Below are 17114 nucleotides of genomic sequence, written 5' to 3'. Positions count from 1 at the left end.
GGGACTTATCATATGCTAGAAAACCTGAAGGCAAAAATAAAAAAAAGAGACTCTATGGCAGGAAAGATTCTTTTTCCCCTATTAAAATCTATTCAAAATTTTGAAGTACCGGTAATCAGACCGATTCATGGATTAATGTATCACCTGCATAAAGTAATTACAGGTACTTTCAGTAATTTGACTCGTATTTTCTACTGGACTCCGGTGTTGAAATCCCAGCTCGCCAATATCCCGGGAAAGCTCTATCTTTACGATGGCATGCCTCTTCTACTGGGGCCATTAAAGATTACTTTGGGTGACCAATGTCGACTGTCTGGCCATACTACCATCAGCGGGAGAGCCTCTTCTCTGAAGAGTCCCGAATTGAAAGTTGGTAATAATGTAGACATTAGCTGGCAAAATGAAATTTTTGTCGGCGACCGTATTGAGATTGGTGATAACGTTCGGTTAGCCGTTAAAGTCAGGCTGGTTGGTTACCCCGGTCATCCTGTTGATCCGGTAGCCAGAGCCCGGGGAGAACCGGATACGGATGATCAGATTGGCAGCATTATCATCGAAGATGATGCATGGCTGGCCGCTGGAGTTACTGTTATGGGTGGCGTAACCATCGGAGCGGGAACGATTGTTGCTGCTGGCAGTATTGTCACCAAAGATTTGCCTTCCGGAGTTCTTGCCGGGGGAATTCCCGCCAGGGTCATCAAATCACTGGATTTGCCTTCGGAGAGTGGCAATGGCTGATCTCATTGTATTTGGAGAAGACTGGGGAGGCTTACCCTCCAGTACCCAACACCTGATCAGTCATTTAATGAAAAGACATCGGGTCATCTGGGTAAACTCCATTGGCATGAGGTCGCCGCGGTTTTCGATAAGGGATATAAAAAGAGTCCTGCAAAAAATGCTGGCCATGCTTAAGCGTACCGATAAACCTGCGCAAACGTCCTCAGAGCCAATAACCCCCATTATCATCAATCCCAAAGTTCTCCCTTTTCACCGGTTCAAACGGGTTCGTCAACTGAACAAACGACTTTTACTGAATGACATTAGCAGAGCAATAGAGCTGGAAGGATTTGATAAGGTTATTCTCTGGCTTTCACTGCCCACTGCCGTCGATATGGTGGGTAGCTTGAATGAACAGGCTTCTATCTACTATTGTGGTGATGATTTTGAAGGCCTTGATGGTGTGGATCATACAATGGTCAAGCCATTAGAACAGGAACTGACTGAAAAGGTTGACCTGATTCTTGTCGTCAGCAAAGCACTGGCAAGGAAGTTTACTCATCCCAACACCATCGTTCTGCCCCATGGTGTTGATTACCCGCTGTTTTCATCACCGGCAGACAGACCCCATGATCTTCCGGAAAATGGCCCCATTGCCGGTTTCTACGGCAGTATTTCTGCCTGGCTGGATACGGATATACTGGTTCAATCCGCTATTGCCCTGCCCAGCTGGCAATTTGTTTTTATTGGCGATATTAAAACGGATGTCTCATCACTTCAGGCTCTGCCAAATGTACACTTTCTGGGAGCCAGGCCCCATCATAAACTGCCCTCCTATATTCAGCATTGGAATGTAGCCATGCTGCCCTTTCGTAACAACAAACAGATAGCGGCCTGTAATCCCCTGAAGTTGAGAGAATATCTTGCATCGGGTACTCCAATTGCAGCCACTTCTTTTCCTGCAGCTAGAGAATATGAGAATCTTCTGGCAATTCAGTCACCTAAAGAGCCATTTTCCAGAGTTATTTTGAGGGCCAATGAACGGAGGGAAGAGAAAGACTGTCGGCAGAACAGGGTCTCAACCGAATCATGGCAGCACAGAGCCACGCAGTTGGAAGCGCTGATTAACCACTTATCAAGTTAAACACACACGGCTCATTTAATTAATTTTCTCCTAAAACAGCAGCTACAATTAACAATAAAGAAGCATAAATACTTGTATTTATTATTAGAAAGTGTCACAGAAGCTAACACTATTACCAATCAGGAAAATCAACTGTTCAGGTAAGGACAAAAAACTGTCAATCAATGACGATTTTCCACTGAGCCAGTTGGCTGAATAGTAATATGAGGCTGATAACAGGGAAGTCACGGTGATTAAGCGATATGGATCCCGCAACATTACGATACTGCTGTTGTTCAGTATGTCACTCCTTTACGGCTGCAAATCACAACTGAATTTTCAGTCCCTGATGGATAAGGAGCAAGCAAGATCAACACAGCAGATTGCGGATGTCATCGAGCAAATGAATGAAACAAAAAAAACATTACCTATTTCCAAAAACAGGTATACTCGTCAATTGTCTATCAATTTCACTCAAAAGGAATTAGAGGTTAATAATCAACATAAACAAGTTATTGATCTTTTTTTTAATTCCTTACCCGAAAGCCAGCATCTCAACATCACTATTTCTGTAGCCCCCTCTTCTGCCGGTCAGCCCTTCAAAAAACTGAATGACTCCTGGGCAAGGCTACAGAGTCTGAAAAATATACTGGTGCAATATGGTGAAAAAATAGAGCTGGTTTACCAACCTGAACTGGACCTTGATTCAGCCACCATTCATGCGGTGGGCAATGATATTTCCGGAGGTAATGGTGTCCAGTGAAATGCTGAGAAACCTCTTTCGACTTCTCAGCGCAGCCTGGCGCCGTCGCTACACTATTTGTGTGCCTGTTCTCATCATGCCGGTGGTTGGTTTGATTGCCAGTTTTATGGCCCCAAAATATTATGAAGCACACACCACCATACTGCTCCAGAATACCACTGAGCTAAACCCGATTCTGGAAGACTTCACCATATCCACAAACCTGGAAGAACGGCAATTAGCGCTGCAAATACTCCTTAAGAGCCGCAAAGTATTAAAGGGCGTAGCTAAAGCCATTGGGTTTATCGACTATAAATCCTCTGAGGAGCAAATAGATGAGGCCATTGATGAGCTATCAAGTTCACTATCTATCGTCTTCGGCGGTGAACTGGTCAAAATCTATTATAGAAGTCAGAACAAAACCGATATTAAAGAGCTGCTGACCAAAGTTACTCAACACTTCCTTACTCTGGTTCAGGCACCACAAAAATCATGGCAGGTTGCCTCAACCCAGTTTCTCAAGGAGCAGGTAGATAGTCGACACAAGGAGCTTTCTGAAGCTGAGCTGGAACTATCTGATTACAAGGCAAGGTTCGCATTGGAGCTTCCGGAACTCCATAAAGCGAACGTAACCAGATTGGCAGAGCTCCGCCAGCTGTTAATGGAAAAAGAGACAGAACTGGTGGGTGCCAAAGCCGCAATGGAAGAGTTCAATGGTAACCTGGCTCAAACCAACCCCGTTATCGGTAAACTTGAAGAGCGAATTATTAACACCCGCACCAAACTGAGTATGCTTCGCTCCCGTTATACAGACAGGCACAGCAAGGTTCAGACGCTGGTACGAGAGCTCGATAGGTTGCAAGCTGAACGCCAGCGTATGATTGCTGAAAGCAGTCAGTTAAAAACGGAAGATGTTCAACGTCTCTGGAACCTGGCGTCATCAACGCCCTCTGTTTCAGTGGATAGACCTCAGGGAGGACAGACCACCATACTGGCCTCTCAGCTGCAGGCGGTTCAGGAGGCTAAAGCCAAAGTGAACAGCCTGGAGAATGAAGTAAAAAATATTAAAGATCAAACCGACGAGCTCCAGAATAAAGTGCAGCAGTTTGCTGAAGTAGAGCGGACTCTCGTTGAACTACAACGGGATTTTGGTATTAAACAAAAACTTTATGATGATTTTCTGAATCGTTATGTCATGGCAAAAGTGGCGGAAGACCTGAGTTCTTATCAAGAGTCAGAACAGGTTAAAATCATCGACGAACCTTTCACACCCAGCAGCCCTAATGCCCTTCCTGCTTCATTATTTATTGTGGCAGGCGTCTTTGCCGGTCTGGGTATCGGTACAGGTCTGGCAGCAATTTCAGAAATATCTGATAGCACCTTACGACTTCAGGATAGTATTGAACGAATTGCGGGTGTCCCCGTTCTGGCCAGGATACCGTCCATGCCCAAAGCCCCAATCCTGGTTTACGATCCGGAAAAAGACTGGTTCGATGAGGGGGAGGTATCATCATGACAGCATCTCCCGTTGTAGCACAGATAGTCCAGCACCTTGCCCCTGGCGGTATCGAGACAATGGCTTTAGACATACAGCGAAAAGCCAGAAATCCGGAGCATGTTCATATTATCAGTCTCGAGGGAACACCCTCTGAAGCGATTGAGCATTGGCCAAGACTTCAGGGCATGGAAAGAGTTCATTTTCTGACCAAACCTCCCGGATTGAGTCTCTCGTCGGTTACCAGGCTCGCACGACTTTTACGACAACTTAATGTTGATGTGGTTCATACCCACCACGTAGGCCCCCTTATCTATGGTGGCATCGCCGCCAAACTGGCCAGATGTGGCCATGTACATACTGAGCACGACGCCTGGCATCTTAACCAGCAAAAACGACGCTGGCTGGTAGCTGCCTGCTTCCACCTGCTAAAACCCGCCGTTGCCGCAGATGCAGAACTGGTTGCCGCCAGCATTCGACAGCATATTCCACTCTTTACACCATCCGTGGTTCTTAATGGAATTGATACGGATAAATTCCAACCAGCAAACCAAACCGCAGCCAGAAATAAACTGAATCTCCCCCAGGATGCAGCCATTATTGGTTGTGCGGCACGTTTTACCGAGGTTAAAAACCATGACCTTTTGATCCATGCTTTTTCCAGACTACCCGACAGTGCACACCTTGCGCTTGCCGGTGGAGGCGAACTTGAACATGAACTCAAAGATCTAACCAGGCGGCTTAACCTTGAGCAACGGGTACACTTTCTGGGGGTCATTGATGATATGCCCGGCTTCTACCACGCTATAGATATTTTCTGTCTTGCCTCAAAAAAAGAAGGCCTCCCACTCTCGCCGCTGGAAGCCCAGGCTTGCCAGAGAGTTGTAGTCTTGACCGATGTGGGAGGCTGTCGTGAAGCGGTTGATCCACAGAGCGGTATCCTGATCAAGGCTGGAAGTGCGCAGGCATTGGAAAACGCTCTTAAAACACAGCTCTGTTCAGGCATCAATAAAGAAAAACAGGCGTCTGCACGCAACTTTGTAGTTAACCATTGCAACCTGGAGAGAATGATCAGTCAATACGATGACCTGTATTGCGGGAGGCCACTATGATCGAGTGGCTAGCCTTGATTATCTTCTTCATGGCAGGCATGGTGGTTGTATATCACCATGTTGGTTATCCCGTCGCTCTGAAATGGCTGACACAGGGACTGGAAAACACACGGCCCAACTTTTATCAACGACACCACCACATTACGCCTCTTGATCATATGCTGCCAAGCATCAGTCTGATCATGCCCGCCTATAATGAAGCTGGCACTATTCAGGAAAAACTCAGAAACCTCGCTGCCCTTGATTACCCGGACTATAAACTGAAAGTGATTCTGGTTTGCGATGGCTGTACAGATGGTACAGCCCAGCTTGCAAGGGAGACACTGGCCGAGCCTGAATGCAACCATCTGAACTTATCGGTAGTAGAGAAGCCTGAAAACGGTGGAAAAGTCGCTGTTTTGAATGAAGCCATCAGCCTCTCCCGTTGCAGCGTAGTTGCCCTCTCCGATGTGTCATCACTGTTATCAAACGATAGTCTTTTAATCGTTGCGGCTCACTTAAGCAATGAAAACACCGGGGTAATTTGTGGTAGCTACCACTTTTTACAATCACTCAGCGTTGGCGAGCAGGCTTACTGGCAGTATCAGCGAAGCATTAAAACAAGAGAAAGCTCTCTGGGTGCAACCCTGGGTGTGCATGGTGCATTTTATGCCTTTCGCCGTGAGCTGTTTGACCTGATCCCCGCAGATACGATCAATGATGATTTCACCCTTCCGGTACAAATAACCATGAAGGGCTACCAATGTCTTTATGACCCGAGAATCATCGCCATAGAACTCGAGCAGGCATGCAATGAGATGGATTTCCAACGAAGAAAGCGAATTGCTGCCGGCAATATTCAACAGGCCATTCGTCACGCTGGCTTGTTACATCCCAAGTTTGGAAAAATCGCCTTCAACTTTTTTTCTGGTAAATTTCTGCGCCCATTCATGCCGCTGTTCCTGTTTATGGTACTGGCATCTTCAGCATTACTGTCTCTGTCCTACCCTGTTTTTCAGATTATTCTGGCCATTCAGATGGGCATTTACAGCATCACTGTCTTTTATATCTTCCGTCGTTCACAACCAGATCATAAGAAATTGAGAGTACTTTTTTATCTGGTATCCGGGCACCTGGCTATGGCTATCGGATTGATTAACTATCTTTCAGGCCAAACCAAAGGCCAATGGAAAAGAGTAACTACTGAAACATAAGGATTTAAACACGTACTTAAGGAGTGTACCCATGAAAGAGTCAACCTACGTCCATCCTCTCGCCTCAATGTGCAAACGGTTAATGGATATTCTTATCGCCTTGGCCGGGCTGGCAATCACCCTGCCACTGTTTCCCTTTATCGCGCTGGCCATTCGTCTTGATAGCCCCGGACCCATTATTTATCAGCAGATGCGTATTGGCTATCAAAAGGAAAACTATATCCGCTTATTTATGATGAAAAAATTCAGAACCATGCGGAATGATGCCGAGTCAGGAACAGGCCCTGTCTGGGCTCAGAAAAATGACCCGAGAATTACCAAAGTGGGTAACTTCCTGAGAAAAACCCGTCTTGATGAACTGCCACAACTCTGGAATGTACTGATTGGTGATATGGCCATTGTTGGTCCAAGACCTGAGCGACCAGGGATGTACAATAAACTGGAAACGAACATTCCATTTTACAGCGAACGAACGTTTGATGTTGTTCCCGGTATTACCGGCCTTGCCCAGGTCAACATGGGTTATGATGAAACATTGAATGATGTGAGAAATAAAGTTGCCTATGACCATGCCTACGCCCTGGCTCTGAGCAGCCCATGGGAATGGCTGAAAATGGATATTTACGTCATGTTCAAAACCATTTTTGTCATGGTAACCGGCAGAGGGCAGTAGAGGGGCAATCAGCTCTGCTGAAACAAAACACCGGCAATCTCATCCAGGCCTTGCCTTAAGGCCTCCCGGCTATGCACGCCTGGCTGGTGGGTATCAGCCAATGGCATGGTGTGTATATCACATCGAAGGTTTCCCGGTGGTTCATTCTCCGCAGGCCACAATAGCACGTCTGGATATACGCCCGTCATTTCACTCATCCATGACAGTTTATCCCTGATGGACATTTTTCCGACAGCCGACACTTCCTGATTAATGTTACCCACAAAGACTTTCAGGGCCTTGCTGTTACCAATACTTTCGGCAACCTCTGGCATCAAGATCGCCGGTAAAATGCTGGTCATGAAACTGCCCGGTCCTAAAATAATCATATCTGACTCTTTTATTCTGGCGACTGCTTCATCAGTCGGCTGAATCGCAGGCAAAATCATCAACTTCTCCGGGCACTTCTCCAAAGCATCAATGGTCGTTTCACCGACCACTTCCTGACCATCCACAATAGCACCAAGGCGGGCAGGCTCTTCTGACATGGGTATCAACTCTGCACCGACCTGTAACATCTGGCGAATCAGGTTTATGGCATCCAATGGGCGAACACACATTTGATCCATTGCCAGTAAAATCAGATTACCCAAATTATGCCCACTGATATCACCGCTATTTTTAAAGCGATACTCAAACAGAATCCGTGCAAGGTTTGGGGTATCCGAACACAGCTGGTTAAGGCAGTTCCTGAGATCTCCCCAGGCAATACAGCCACTGCCATCCCTGAGTCGCCCCGTTGACCCGCCATCATCCGTAGTTGCAACAACGCCTGACAGGTGCCCACCGAGAAATCCCAAGCTTGCCATGACCCGACCAAGGCCATGCCCACCACCGATGGCAACAATCCGGCGACACTGATAAAGCGTTTTTACAGAATACATGGCAAGTTCTTTTATGCGAAAAAAATACGGTATAGAAGATCATTGTCTGCTAACTGCTCAGCCATCACGAAAATGATCTCCCTTAACCGGTATCAGGTTTGTGTTGAACCTATGATGCGTGGTGTTATCAGGAATAAACGTACCTGCTTAATCTTTGACTTTGACTCTGCACGGAACAAATGGCCAAGAACCGGAATATCGCCCAGCAACGGAACTTTGGTAAGCTTTGCTTCATCCTGTTCTTTATAGAAGCCACCGATTAACAGGCTCTCCTGTTCACTGATGATAGCCTGAGTATTAATTGAGCTGTTAGTCACTTCCGGTAGTTTACTCCCGATATCTTCTGTGCCCTGGCTTCCTGAACCATCCTGAATATTGACGGTCATATGGATACGTCGCCCCTGCTCTTCACGAACAATTCTTGGGGTAACCTGAACAACTGTCCCTGATGTCACCGGAAATAGTTCAGAGTCTTCATTACTGGCAACTGACACATAGAAAGTACTGCTGTTATCAAGAATGGCTTCTATGTTATCGAGTGTCAGAATAGACGGCCTTGATACAATCTTGACCCTCCCTTCATCAGCCAGTAGCTGTAAATTTGCATTAAAGGAGCCAAGTGCACTGGAGACAATGGTTGTATAGTTTGGCGTCGGGGCATTTGGGTAGGGAGTAAAAGATATCTTGGTATCATTTGAGCTGGCGGAATTATTCCAGTCAACGCCAAGCGCTCTCAGGTCCTGTGTATTGATATCAATAATTGAAACACTGATCTCTATCTGCGATGTCGGTTTATCAAGAGAAGCCACCAGTTCTTCATACATTGGCATCTTGGATTCAAGATCATGCACAATAATCGCATTCAGTCGCGGATCAGCATTGATATAGACCTCATCGGCTTCCGCACCGGCATTCAGCGGGTCTCCTGCGGATGATTCAGAACCATCTTTCATGCTGGGTTCACCGGATCTGCTGACACTTTCAGCCGGAGTCACGGATGGGTTAGGCAATCCCTGTTTGGTCACCTGGGCTACACCGCCTCCTTTAATAATTCTGGTCAGAATCGTGGCGACTCCGGGGACTGTCAGCTGCTGACCTCTGAAACTGAATGACTTATCGGTTGCCCAGGCATATTTGAGCGGAAAAGTGCGAACCGTCAGTTTACTCTTCTGACGCTCCCCCTCTTTCGCATCCAGCAGCAGTGCTGTCTGAGACACCAGCTCAATATAACGGGGAGGCCCGGAAATAAAGACAAGCCCCTCTTTCGGCTGTTCCTTCCAGAAAAAGCGACCGTCCCAAATACCAATCTTTTTCAGGGTTTTCTTCAACTGCTTTATTGGCAAATAGTTTAAGCTGATAATCTGCTGGCTGGAGGAGCTGCCATCATAAACAAACAAGGTATGCCCATCAAAATACCAGATAAAGCCATAGATATTGGCCAGATGATCCAGGAAATCAACAGGGGTCATAGGACCAATCTTGCCATTAACCTCCCCAACCACCGTATCCGCTATGATGGATGGCATATAATAACTACCTGCAAAATTCTGCAATACTTCCTTCAAGCTGTCGCCATTGCCAAAATACGCATACGGACGTACACCAAACGCTGCCAGGGCAGGTGATTCGTCATCACCAATGGTACCTTCAAAATCATCAATCGCATCCTGGATGGCATCCTCTGCAGAAAGAACCATACCATTTCCGGATGGTGTATTGTGTCCCATCATGTAGAGGTTGGTGGAAGCTTGATTTACCTGTTGACGGTCGTCTTTCTGGGCAAAGTTATAATCAAAGTCAGATGTGGCTGCATAATGAGTTTGACTACCATACTGGGAGATACCAGCCTCTTTCCCGGACAGTTGCCCATCATTGATATATGGCATTAGTCGTGCTCTTTCGGCATCAACAGGTGAGCCATCTGGCTTGGGAAACGCCCTGGCATCCAGTGGCCTCCCCCAGGAAACAGAATCCCCTGCTGAATCGGGAAAAACTCTGGCGTCCAAGGCTCTCCCCGGCTCGGCTGAAGGACGGTCAGGCCGTTCCGACACGATGTCGGATGGGAAATAGATAATCTGTCCTACCCGTAAGGACTGAGTAGTATTCAGTTTGTTATAGCGGGCAAGCTCATTTACCTCAAACCCGTAACTGCCGGCAATCACTTCCAGAGTCTCATTGGGACGCACTAAATGCTTTCTGGTTTGCGGCTCTTCAGATGACCAGTTCGCCAGCGCCTGAAAGGTAATCGCCAGTAAAAGGGACAGGATTATCAGGGTATTTCTTATAAAGCCCATCAGACGCGTGCCTCCATGCTCATGTCTGCTCCAGCTTATTCAACAGCCCTTAATGAATAGATGCCTTGTAAAGTCGAGAGTGTCAATAATCGTTCGTTACACACCAGTTTATCGGAAAACAAACTGGATTCACCAGTATTTCGTCAAAAAAATAATTAACATGAGAAAAATCCATTTATCACTTTGTATACCCGCCGATAGAACGAAAGGATTAAATTATCAGGCGGACTTTACCATGGCAGCACCAGTTTCTTTCGGTAACGGTATTTCAGGTATTTCACGGATCGACAGTGCTTTAGTGCACTCAGACTATCCTAAATCAAAATCAAATTTCAGAACCTCCGGTAAAAATGTTGTTGATTACACTTGGAAGACTCTGGAAATGGACCAAAATTATGAGCGACGTGAATTTAAGTTTGCTACTGAGGTTTCCGGTCAGAATATATCTTCAAGCCCGGAGGAGCATTACCGCTTCACACAGGATGCCATGGACTCTTTTTCCGGCTTTTTAAAGCAACTGCCTGATAACAGCAGTAAAGCCAAAAGAATAAAAGAAGCTTTGTCAGTAATCGAAAAAGCCAAAGCTGACAGTGAATATTTAATGATGTGCCGTAATGTATTGATTGCCAGCTAAAGGATGAGTGAAATGGATAAGTCATTAAAAACCTGGATGCTGTCACAGGCGTCCTACTATCTTGAATACCAGCAGCCCAGAAAATCCATTGCTCTGTTAGAAGCACTGATGTCAATAGACAAGAAAAACCCCGATATTTATCGCATGCTCAGCTACGCCTACTTAAAGGCAGAACGACCTGAAGAATCCATTCGCGCAGCCGATAATTTTCTAAAATACGCAAAGCCCGGTAGTGATATTCGGGCTATTAAATGGATCAAGGGGCGAGCCCTGCTCAAGAAGAGAAAAGCTGCACTGAGCCGCTGATCTTCAAGACCATAGCCAGCCCCATAGCAGCGGCGCACCTCTCATGGCACAACTGTTACCCGGGCTGAATTTTGGCGGCAGAAATGATCTGGTACTGGCAGGCCTGCTGGTATCCATCATCGGGCTTATTATTCTGCCCATGCCAACCCCCCTGGTGGACTTCCTTATTGCATTGAACATGGGGATTTCCACCATACTTCTGATGACCTCCATCTACCTGAAGTCTCCCCTGGAGTTTTCATCTTTTCCGGGGGTGCTGCTGATAACGACCCTCTTCCGTCTGGCTCTGTCCATTACCACTACCCGTCTGATCCTTCTTCAGGCAGATGCCGGTGAGATTGTATATACCTTCGGTAACTTTGTGGTAGGGGGTAATCTGGTCGTTGGTGTCGTTATCTTCCTTATCATCACCATTGTCCAATTTCTGGTCATCACCAAGGGTTCTGAACGTGTAGCAGAAGTCAGCGCCCGTTTCTCTCTGGATGGTATGCCTGGCAAGCAGATGAGTATCGATGCTGACCTTCGGGCCGGGGCCATCGAAATGGAAGAAGCCCAGCGTCGTCGTGAACTGGTGACCAAAGAAAGCCAGCTATTTGGTTCGATGGATGGAGCCATGAAGTTCGTAAAAGGTGATGCCATTGCCGGTTTGATCATCATCTTTGTCAACATTACCGCTGGTGTCGCTATCGGTACCGGTAATGGTATGAGTGGCGGTGAAGCTCTCCAGCTCTACGCCATCTTAACCGTAGGGGATGGACTTATCTCCCAGATACCGGCCCTGCTGATATCCATTACCGCCGGTATTATAGTCACCCGTGTATCCAACGAAGATGCCAAGGACCTTGGTAATGAGATAGGCACTCAGCTTACCGATAAACCAAAGGCCCTTATGGTTGGTGGAGCACTGTTACTCGGCTTTGCCCTGATCCCCGGCTTCCCGACACTGACTTTCATGACTCTTGCTGCAGCCATTGGTGGCGGAGGCTACTTTCTGAAGAGGAAAGTGGAAAAAGCCCGGACAGCTGAGGAAGATGGCGGCATTCCTGCCATGGCCGCAGCGACAGAATCACCCAGTGAGGCCAAATCCAGATTGGACCAGCAGGAAGAGTTCACCCAGACTCTGCCCTTGATTATTGATGTCCCTACCTCTGTACAGAAAAGCCTGAACACATCCTCCCTGAATGAGGAGCTGCTTAAAGTCCGGAAATCACTGTACATGGATCTCGGGGTTCCTTTTCCCGGTATACACCTGCGGTTTAATGACGCCATGGATGAGAATACCTACAGCATACTGCTGCAGGAAGTTCCCGTCGCATCGGGCTATTTCAAACCAGGCTCTCTGTTCGTGAGAGAGAGTAATGAACATCTGGACATGCTGAAGATCCCTTATGAAATTGGCGATCCGTTTCTGCCCAGCCTCGACTCTCTCTGGGTCATTGAAGGTCAGCAGGACAAACTTGAGCGCAACAATGTCAACTTTATGGACTCCTCAAAAATCCTGACGTACCACCTGGCGCACGTCCTGAAAAAATATGCTGAAGATTTTGTGGGCATTCAGGAGACACGCTACCTGCTGGAAAAAATGGAAAGCAGTTTTGGAGAACTGATTAAGGAAGTCCAGAGGCTGTTACCCGTTAACAAGATCACCGAGATATTCCAGCGCCTGGTATCCGAAGATATTTCCATCAGGAACCTCCGCTCCATTCTGCAATCCCTGGTTGTCTGGGGACACAAGGAGAAAGAGGTTGTTCAGTTAACCGAGTATGTTCGCTCTTCATTAAAGCGCTACATCAGCTACAAGTACTCTAACGGCAAAAATATGCTGCCAGTATACCTGCTTGACCAGGATGTCGAAGATACCATCCGCTCCGGTATCCGCCAGACTTCAGCAGGTAGCTACCTGGCACTTGACCCATCGACCTCTGCCCAGTTTGTGGAAAACGTTAAGCACTCTGTTGGCAAAATAGGTCATCTTGAACATAAGCCCGTCCTGATCACTTCAATGGATATACGCCGCTATGTGCGAAAACTTCTGGAGCTAGAAGTGTATGACCTGGCAGTGCTTTCACACCAGGAGTTAACGGAAGAGATTACCGTTCAACCACTGGGGCGTATTTCCCTGTAAAAGAGGTCATACCCGTACCGCGGATGTGCTTTTCAATCTGCTGGCAGTTCGTATCAGCCAGTAGATGAGGACGGATGTGGCAATCGCATCTTTAATCAACATCCCTATTAAAATGAATCAGCTGCTTATCACCACCGCAAAAGTTAATTAGCCGATATTTACTTTGAATTGCATTGATTAAATCATTGCTTCGAGGTAGAAAACAGGCGTTATGGACGGATGATGAGTGGAGTGTTCAGTAAGAATTGGCAGGTATGCTTTCTGCAAAAAATCTTCAAGACTAATCAAACCAGCTCTTATTATTTTCTCTCTTACTTTCGTACAAAAAAACTTCTACCCCATAAAGGGATAGAAGTTATGTTGTACGAAAATATGAGAAGTAGGGAAGAGAACAATTAACGAACTAATGCAAAAACCAGCTGGTCAATAAACTGCTCTTCTTTATAGACATGCTTTTTCATCACACCTTCAAGCTCAAAGCCACACTTCTCCAACACACGGCGAGAACCATCATTCCCGGCCTGCACATCAGCAAAAATACGGACCAGCCCCATCTCATCAAATGCATACTGGCACACATAAGAGAGTGCTTCGGTCATAATGCCTTTGCCCCAGTGATCCTCTGACACCCAAAAGCCAATCTCTGCGCCAAAACGATGAACATCCAGCTGAACGACAAACCCAATCTCACCAATAGCCTCACCACCACAGTCGATAGCAAAGCGGGTCCTGGTCTCATGTTCCTTGACATGCTGAACCCAGGCTCTCGCATGCTCTATGGTATAAGGGTGTGGAAAAGTATCCCGAAGGTTTTTGGCTATCTTAGCGTTATTACCATGTTTGGCCAGAGAGATCGCATCACCATAAAGGAACCTTCTGAGGCAGTAACCATTACCCAAGTCTATATGCATATCATTATCCTGATAGTCAGCTATCAGGTAAAACATCGGCAAAAGTACCATGGGCTTTATTGATATACTCATAACCCATTGACAGGACTTAATGTGCCGAGGATTATCCAACCAAGCTGAAGTTTAAGTTTATCTAATCCATTTAGCAGGCTTGATTTTGTAAAGGGGACATCAAGATGAAAGCCCCAAACATATTTGCAGTTGAATTATAATATCAAATATAACTTTTCCTTCAAAACCCGGAGGATTTTATTATTCTTATTTCTTATTAAAGACATTCATATGATTTCATAACAAGAAAAATCCAAACCATCTTTAAAACTTAAGAGTTCTTACTAACCCAGCACAAACTATTCTAAAGCAGTAATGGAAACAGGGAAATTAATAGCCCTGTAACCTTGGATTTTTAGAGGATATCACTCAGCAAGAAATAGAGAATATACTGCTTTTTCAAGCAACCTATCTATTAAAGAGTAAATTCATTGCTTATTAAATTGTATCAGGCATACAATTGTAACTGTGTTTTTTACATGCTTAACCTGCTAATTATCAAGAAATTAAAACAATCGTATGAATATCTTTCTGCCAAAAGAGATTCAGTCTCATTCATAGATTTACTGTTTGCTTTTTATCACACGTAGGTGCAAGACATATTACCTGAACAACAGTACCAACTTGTCCTAATCAACAGAACATCAACAATTATTGCCAGCAAATTCAAGGTTAGCATCATCAACAAACCTGTTAGTGACTTACATGTAAGCAAATGATTAACTGCGGTCAGTTTTCGGAAACTTAAACCCTGGAAAGCTGTCCAAAGCAATAAATTTTAAACAAGGAAATATTAAAATGATCAATTCAGCCGGTGCTTCCCCCGTTAATCCTTATCGAGTCCCGGAAGTTAACATCAACGAGACTCAACCTGACCACCTCGTTGATTGTGCTAAAACTATTGTTCAGAACCGCATTCGGCAATTATCCTTTGCACTAATAAATCCTGCTGGCAAACGCAGCACTGCGTTATCCACCGCAAGCCTGGCTTCAGCACTGGGCATGTTGTTAGCCGCCATTGATGATGCTGGCGTGAAGGAAAAAATTCTGGGCATGACAAACCAATCCCTTCGATTAACAACCGCACTGGAAAAAGAAATCCACAAACAACTGGGTCAATTCTGCCTGAATTACACTGTCGAAAAGAACTCACAGAGTTTTATTGTGAACTATTTTGCTTCAGAGGATCACTGTCAGGATAGTAACCTGATTGACCTTTTGTACAAATGCTACAACACAATAAAACTGGAAACCACGGCACATGACAAAGTAGCCGATGTGACTAATACATTCATCAAGTCTAAAACCAACGGTCGCATATCCAGCTTGTTCACCCCTGAGGAACGGGATGATGTCAACCTATCTATGGGTAATATTGTTTGTTTAAACGTGATTTGGGCTGATGCTTTTAAAAAATTTAAAACTGCACACTCCGGCTTTCAGTGTGCAGATGGCAAGATAGCCGAAGTCGAAATGATGGAATCTGAACCCATGAATTTAAAATGCGCCTTTACAAAGGACTATGCGGCGATCGCAAAACCATTTAAACACGACACTGAAAAGCTATATTTTGTTGCAATATCACCTATTAAAAGTTCATCAGATGGCATTAGTTATCTTGATACTGAAACACTTCATCAACTGATTGACCAATCACTGGAAGCGAAAGGGCAAAAAATCACCTTAAAACTGCCTAAAATAAAAATAGATAGTACTGACACATCACTACTTAACGAAATTGGCAAGCTCAGTGATATTAAAATAACGGCAGACATGTTATCGAAACTGGGTAAAACAAGGCATGATCATCTGGACATGCGTCAGAAAATTCATACCATCATTGATGAAGAGGGTGCCGAGGTTGTTTCAACCACAGCCGTTAACAGGAAATCCCGGGGGGGTAATTTCGAGCCACCGGAACCATTCAATTTTGACTGCCCCGGCTATATTGCGATTATTGTTAAGGACGATAATGGTAAACATCTGTTGCTTGAATCGATAATCAAGGATGCAAGCTATCTTGTCCCTGCAAAAAGTAAAGAAGTTCAGCCCCCCTCCCTGATCGCCAGATCTGTGCAAACTCATCAGGTGAGTACTGTGGATACTGATTCACTTTTCAGACCTGCAAAAAATGACAATGGAGATAAATCTTTAAAAAATTCTGACAAATTATTTCAGGGCAATTCGAAACATCTCGTTCAGAACTTTTTAATATCTAAAGTAATACAAATGATACTGAACGACGATAATAAATTGAACATTCTTGAAGCCTATTACTACCAAAGTAATCAAAAGCTGCTCATTCAGGTCCAAGATTTTAATCAAGCCAAAATACTCATGCAAAGAATAATTGATTTCACCAAAGCAAGTCATCTAGGCAATCGTGTCAGTGCTGTAGATTTTAATGCTATGGGAAAAAATAATTTTGGAATCTGCACAGTGGTAAATGAGCCGCTCACTACCCAACTGTTAGAAAAATTATTTAAACATAAACCCTCATAGCATTAATAGCATTAAAATGATCAATCTCATCCTCATCGATGAGAATGGTCATCTGCTTTTTTCCGCTGCTTGGCGTAAGGTTTTTTCACCCTGACTAAAATCATACTTTGCTCTCATGACGTCAATCTTGCTGTGCTTATGGCCTGGGCTTATAAAGAAAGCAAAGCAGGTAGATAGGGTGCGTGGTCAGGAGCTGGCTATGAAACCACTGACTCGTGGCAAAGAACTGGCAAGCACTGCAGTCAACTATCACAGTGTTTTCAGGGAGCCAGAGAACGAATGAAGGGGCAGCTCCCTCCTTAGCGGGAACCAA

Annotated in this window: 14 protein-coding genes; 11 read left to right on the top strand and 3 right to left on the bottom strand. The window is 45.4% G+C overall.

Features of this window, described 5'->3' with window-relative positions:
• The first annotated feature begins 207 nt into the window (after positions 1–207).
• From J7438_RS04325 to J7438_RS04295, 7 genes are all read left to right on the top strand, one after another.
• Complete coding sequence (locus tag J7438_RS04325; RefSeq protein ID WP_286196402.1) at positions 208–738, top strand: acyltransferase; 531 nt, start codon at positions 208–210, stop codon at positions 736–738.
• Positions 731–1861 (top strand): glycosyltransferase, encoded by a 1131-nt coding sequence (locus tag J7438_RS04320; protein WP_209275576.1) that lies wholly within the window; start codon positions 731–733, stop codon positions 1859–1861. The genes J7438_RS04325 and J7438_RS04320 overlap by 8 nt, the downstream gene beginning before the upstream one ends.
• Before the next feature lie 328 nt (positions 1862–2189).
• Positions 2190–2603, top strand: a complete 414-nt coding sequence (locus tag J7438_RS04315; RefSeq protein WP_209199929.1) for a hypothetical protein — start codon at positions 2190–2192, stop codon at positions 2601–2603.
• A gap of 1 nt (position 2604) precedes the next feature.
• Positions 2605–4098 (top strand): GumC family protein, encoded by a 1494-nt coding sequence (locus tag J7438_RS04310; RefSeq protein ID WP_209199930.1) that lies wholly within the window; start codon positions 2605–2607, stop codon positions 4096–4098.
• The gene (locus J7438_RS04305; RefSeq protein WP_209275575.1) at positions 4095–5189 is read left to right on the top strand and encodes a glycosyltransferase; all 1095 of its coding nucleotides are present in this window, start codon (positions 4095–4097) and stop codon (positions 5187–5189) included. Before J7438_RS04310 ends, J7438_RS04305 begins: the two co-directional genes overlap by 4 nt.
• The gene (locus tag J7438_RS04300; protein ID WP_209275574.1) at positions 5186–6382 is read left to right on the top strand and encodes a glycosyltransferase family 2 protein; all 1197 of its coding nucleotides are present in this window, start codon (positions 5186–5188) and stop codon (positions 6380–6382) included. Before J7438_RS04305 ends, J7438_RS04300 begins: the two co-directional genes overlap by 4 nt.
• A gap of 31 nt (positions 6383–6413) precedes the next feature.
• On the top strand, positions 6414–7055 hold the full coding sequence (locus J7438_RS04295) for a sugar transferase (RefSeq protein ID WP_209199933.1): 642 nt from the start codon (positions 6414–6416) through the stop codon (positions 7053–7055).
• 8 nt (positions 7056–7063) lie between these two features.
• Here J7438_RS04295 and yvcK read toward each other — a convergent pair whose 3' ends face one another.
• Both yvcK and sctC read right to left on the bottom strand, forming a co-directional pair.
• Entirely contained in the window at positions 7064–7978 is a 915-nt protein-coding gene (yvcK, locus tag J7438_RS04290) for a uridine diphosphate-N-acetylglucosamine-binding protein YvcK (protein WP_209199934.1), read from the bottom strand.
• Between the two features lie 92 nt (positions 7979–8070).
• Complete coding sequence (gene sctC / locus J7438_RS04285) at positions 8071–10272, bottom strand: type III secretion system outer membrane ring subunit SctC (protein ID WP_209275573.1); 2202 nt, start codon at positions 10270–10272, stop codon at positions 8071–8073.
• Between the two features lie 160 nt (positions 10273–10432).
• On the opposite strand from sctC, the gene J7438_RS04280 reads away from it, so the two are divergent.
• From J7438_RS04280 to sctV, 3 genes are read left to right on the top strand one after another with little or no spacing between them, the layout of a single operon-like run.
• Positions 10433–10906, top strand: a complete 474-nt coding sequence (locus tag J7438_RS04280; protein WP_209275572.1) for a hypothetical protein — start codon at positions 10433–10435, stop codon at positions 10904–10906.
• Positions 10907–10918: 12 nt separating this feature from the next.
• Positions 10919–11212, top strand: coding sequence for a tetratricopeptide repeat protein (locus J7438_RS04275; protein WP_209199937.1), 294 nt, complete (start codon positions 10919–10921; stop codon positions 11210–11212).
• A 43-nt stretch (positions 11213–11255) separates the two neighbouring features.
• Positions 11256–13337 carry a type III secretion system export apparatus subunit SctV gene (sctV, locus tag J7438_RS04270; protein WP_209275571.1) on the top strand — a complete coding sequence of 694 codons (2082 nt, stop codon included), beginning with the start codon at positions 11256–11258 and terminating at the stop codon, positions 13335–13337.
• A gap of 395 nt (positions 13338–13732) precedes the next feature.
• Here the strand turns inward: sctV and J7438_RS04265 are convergent, their stop codons facing one another.
• The gene (locus J7438_RS04265) at positions 13733–14320 is read right to left on the bottom strand and encodes a GNAT family N-acetyltransferase (RefSeq protein ID WP_209275570.1); all 588 of its coding nucleotides are present in this window, start codon (positions 14318–14320) and stop codon (positions 13733–13735) included.
• A 777-nt stretch (positions 14321–15097) separates the two neighbouring features.
• Between J7438_RS04265 and J7438_RS04260 the strand changes: the two genes are divergently transcribed.
• Positions 15098–16801 carry a serpin family protein gene (locus J7438_RS04260; RefSeq protein WP_209275569.1) on the top strand — a complete coding sequence of 568 codons (1704 nt, stop codon included), beginning with the start codon at positions 15098–15100 and terminating at the stop codon, positions 16799–16801.
• Positions 16802–17114 lie beyond the last annotated feature (313 nt).

The organism is Thalassotalea sp. G20_0 (assembly GCF_017744175.1).
Taxonomy (GTDB): Bacteria; Pseudomonadota; Gammaproteobacteria; order Pseudomonadales; family Endozoicomonadaceae; genus Endozoicomonas.
This window is presented reverse-complemented; position numbering and strand designations above follow the sequence as displayed.

Coding starts and splice junctions, on each gene's coding strand:
- J7438_RS04320 (WP_209275576.1), top strand. CDS start 731: ATGGCTGATCTCATTGTATTTGGAGAAGACTGGGGAGGCTTACCCTCC.
- J7438_RS04315 (WP_209199929.1), top strand. CDS start 2,190: ATGGATAAGGAGCAAGCAAGATCAACACAGCAGATTGCGGATGTCATC.
- J7438_RS04310 (WP_209199930.1), top strand. CDS start 2,605: ATGCTGAGAAACCTCTTTCGACTTCTCAGCGCAGCCTGGCGCCGTCGC.
- J7438_RS04305 (WP_209275575.1), top strand. CDS start 4,095: ATGACAGCATCTCCCGTTGTAGCACAGATAGTCCAGCACCTTGCCCCT.
- J7438_RS04300 (WP_209275574.1), top strand. CDS start 5,186: ATGATCGAGTGGCTAGCCTTGATTATCTTCTTCATGGCAGGCATGGTG.
- J7438_RS04295 (WP_209199933.1), top strand. CDS start 6,414: ATGAAAGAGTCAACCTACGTCCATCCTCTCGCCTCAATGTGCAAACGG.
- yvcK (WP_209199934.1), bottom strand. CDS start 7,978: ATGTATTCTGTAAAAACGCTTTATCAGTGTCGCCGGATTGTTGCCATC.
- sctC (WP_209275573.1), bottom strand. CDS start 10,272: ATGGGCTTTATAAGAAATACCCTGATAATCCTGTCCCTTTTACTGGCG.
- J7438_RS04280 (WP_209275572.1), top strand. CDS start 10,433: ATGAGAAAAATCCATTTATCACTTTGTATACCCGCCGATAGAACGAAA.
- J7438_RS04275 (WP_209199937.1), top strand. CDS start 10,919: ATGGATAAGTCATTAAAAACCTGGATGCTGTCACAGGCGTCCTACTAT.
- sctV (WP_209275571.1), top strand. CDS start 11,256: ATGGCACAACTGTTACCCGGGCTGAATTTTGGCGGCAGAAATGATCTG.
- J7438_RS04265 (WP_209275570.1), bottom strand. CDS start 14,320: ATGAGTATATCAATAAAGCCCATGGTACTTTTGCCGATGTTTTACCTG.
- J7438_RS04260 (WP_209275569.1), top strand. CDS start 15,098: ATGATCAATTCAGCCGGTGCTTCCCCCGTTAATCCTTATCGAGTCCCG.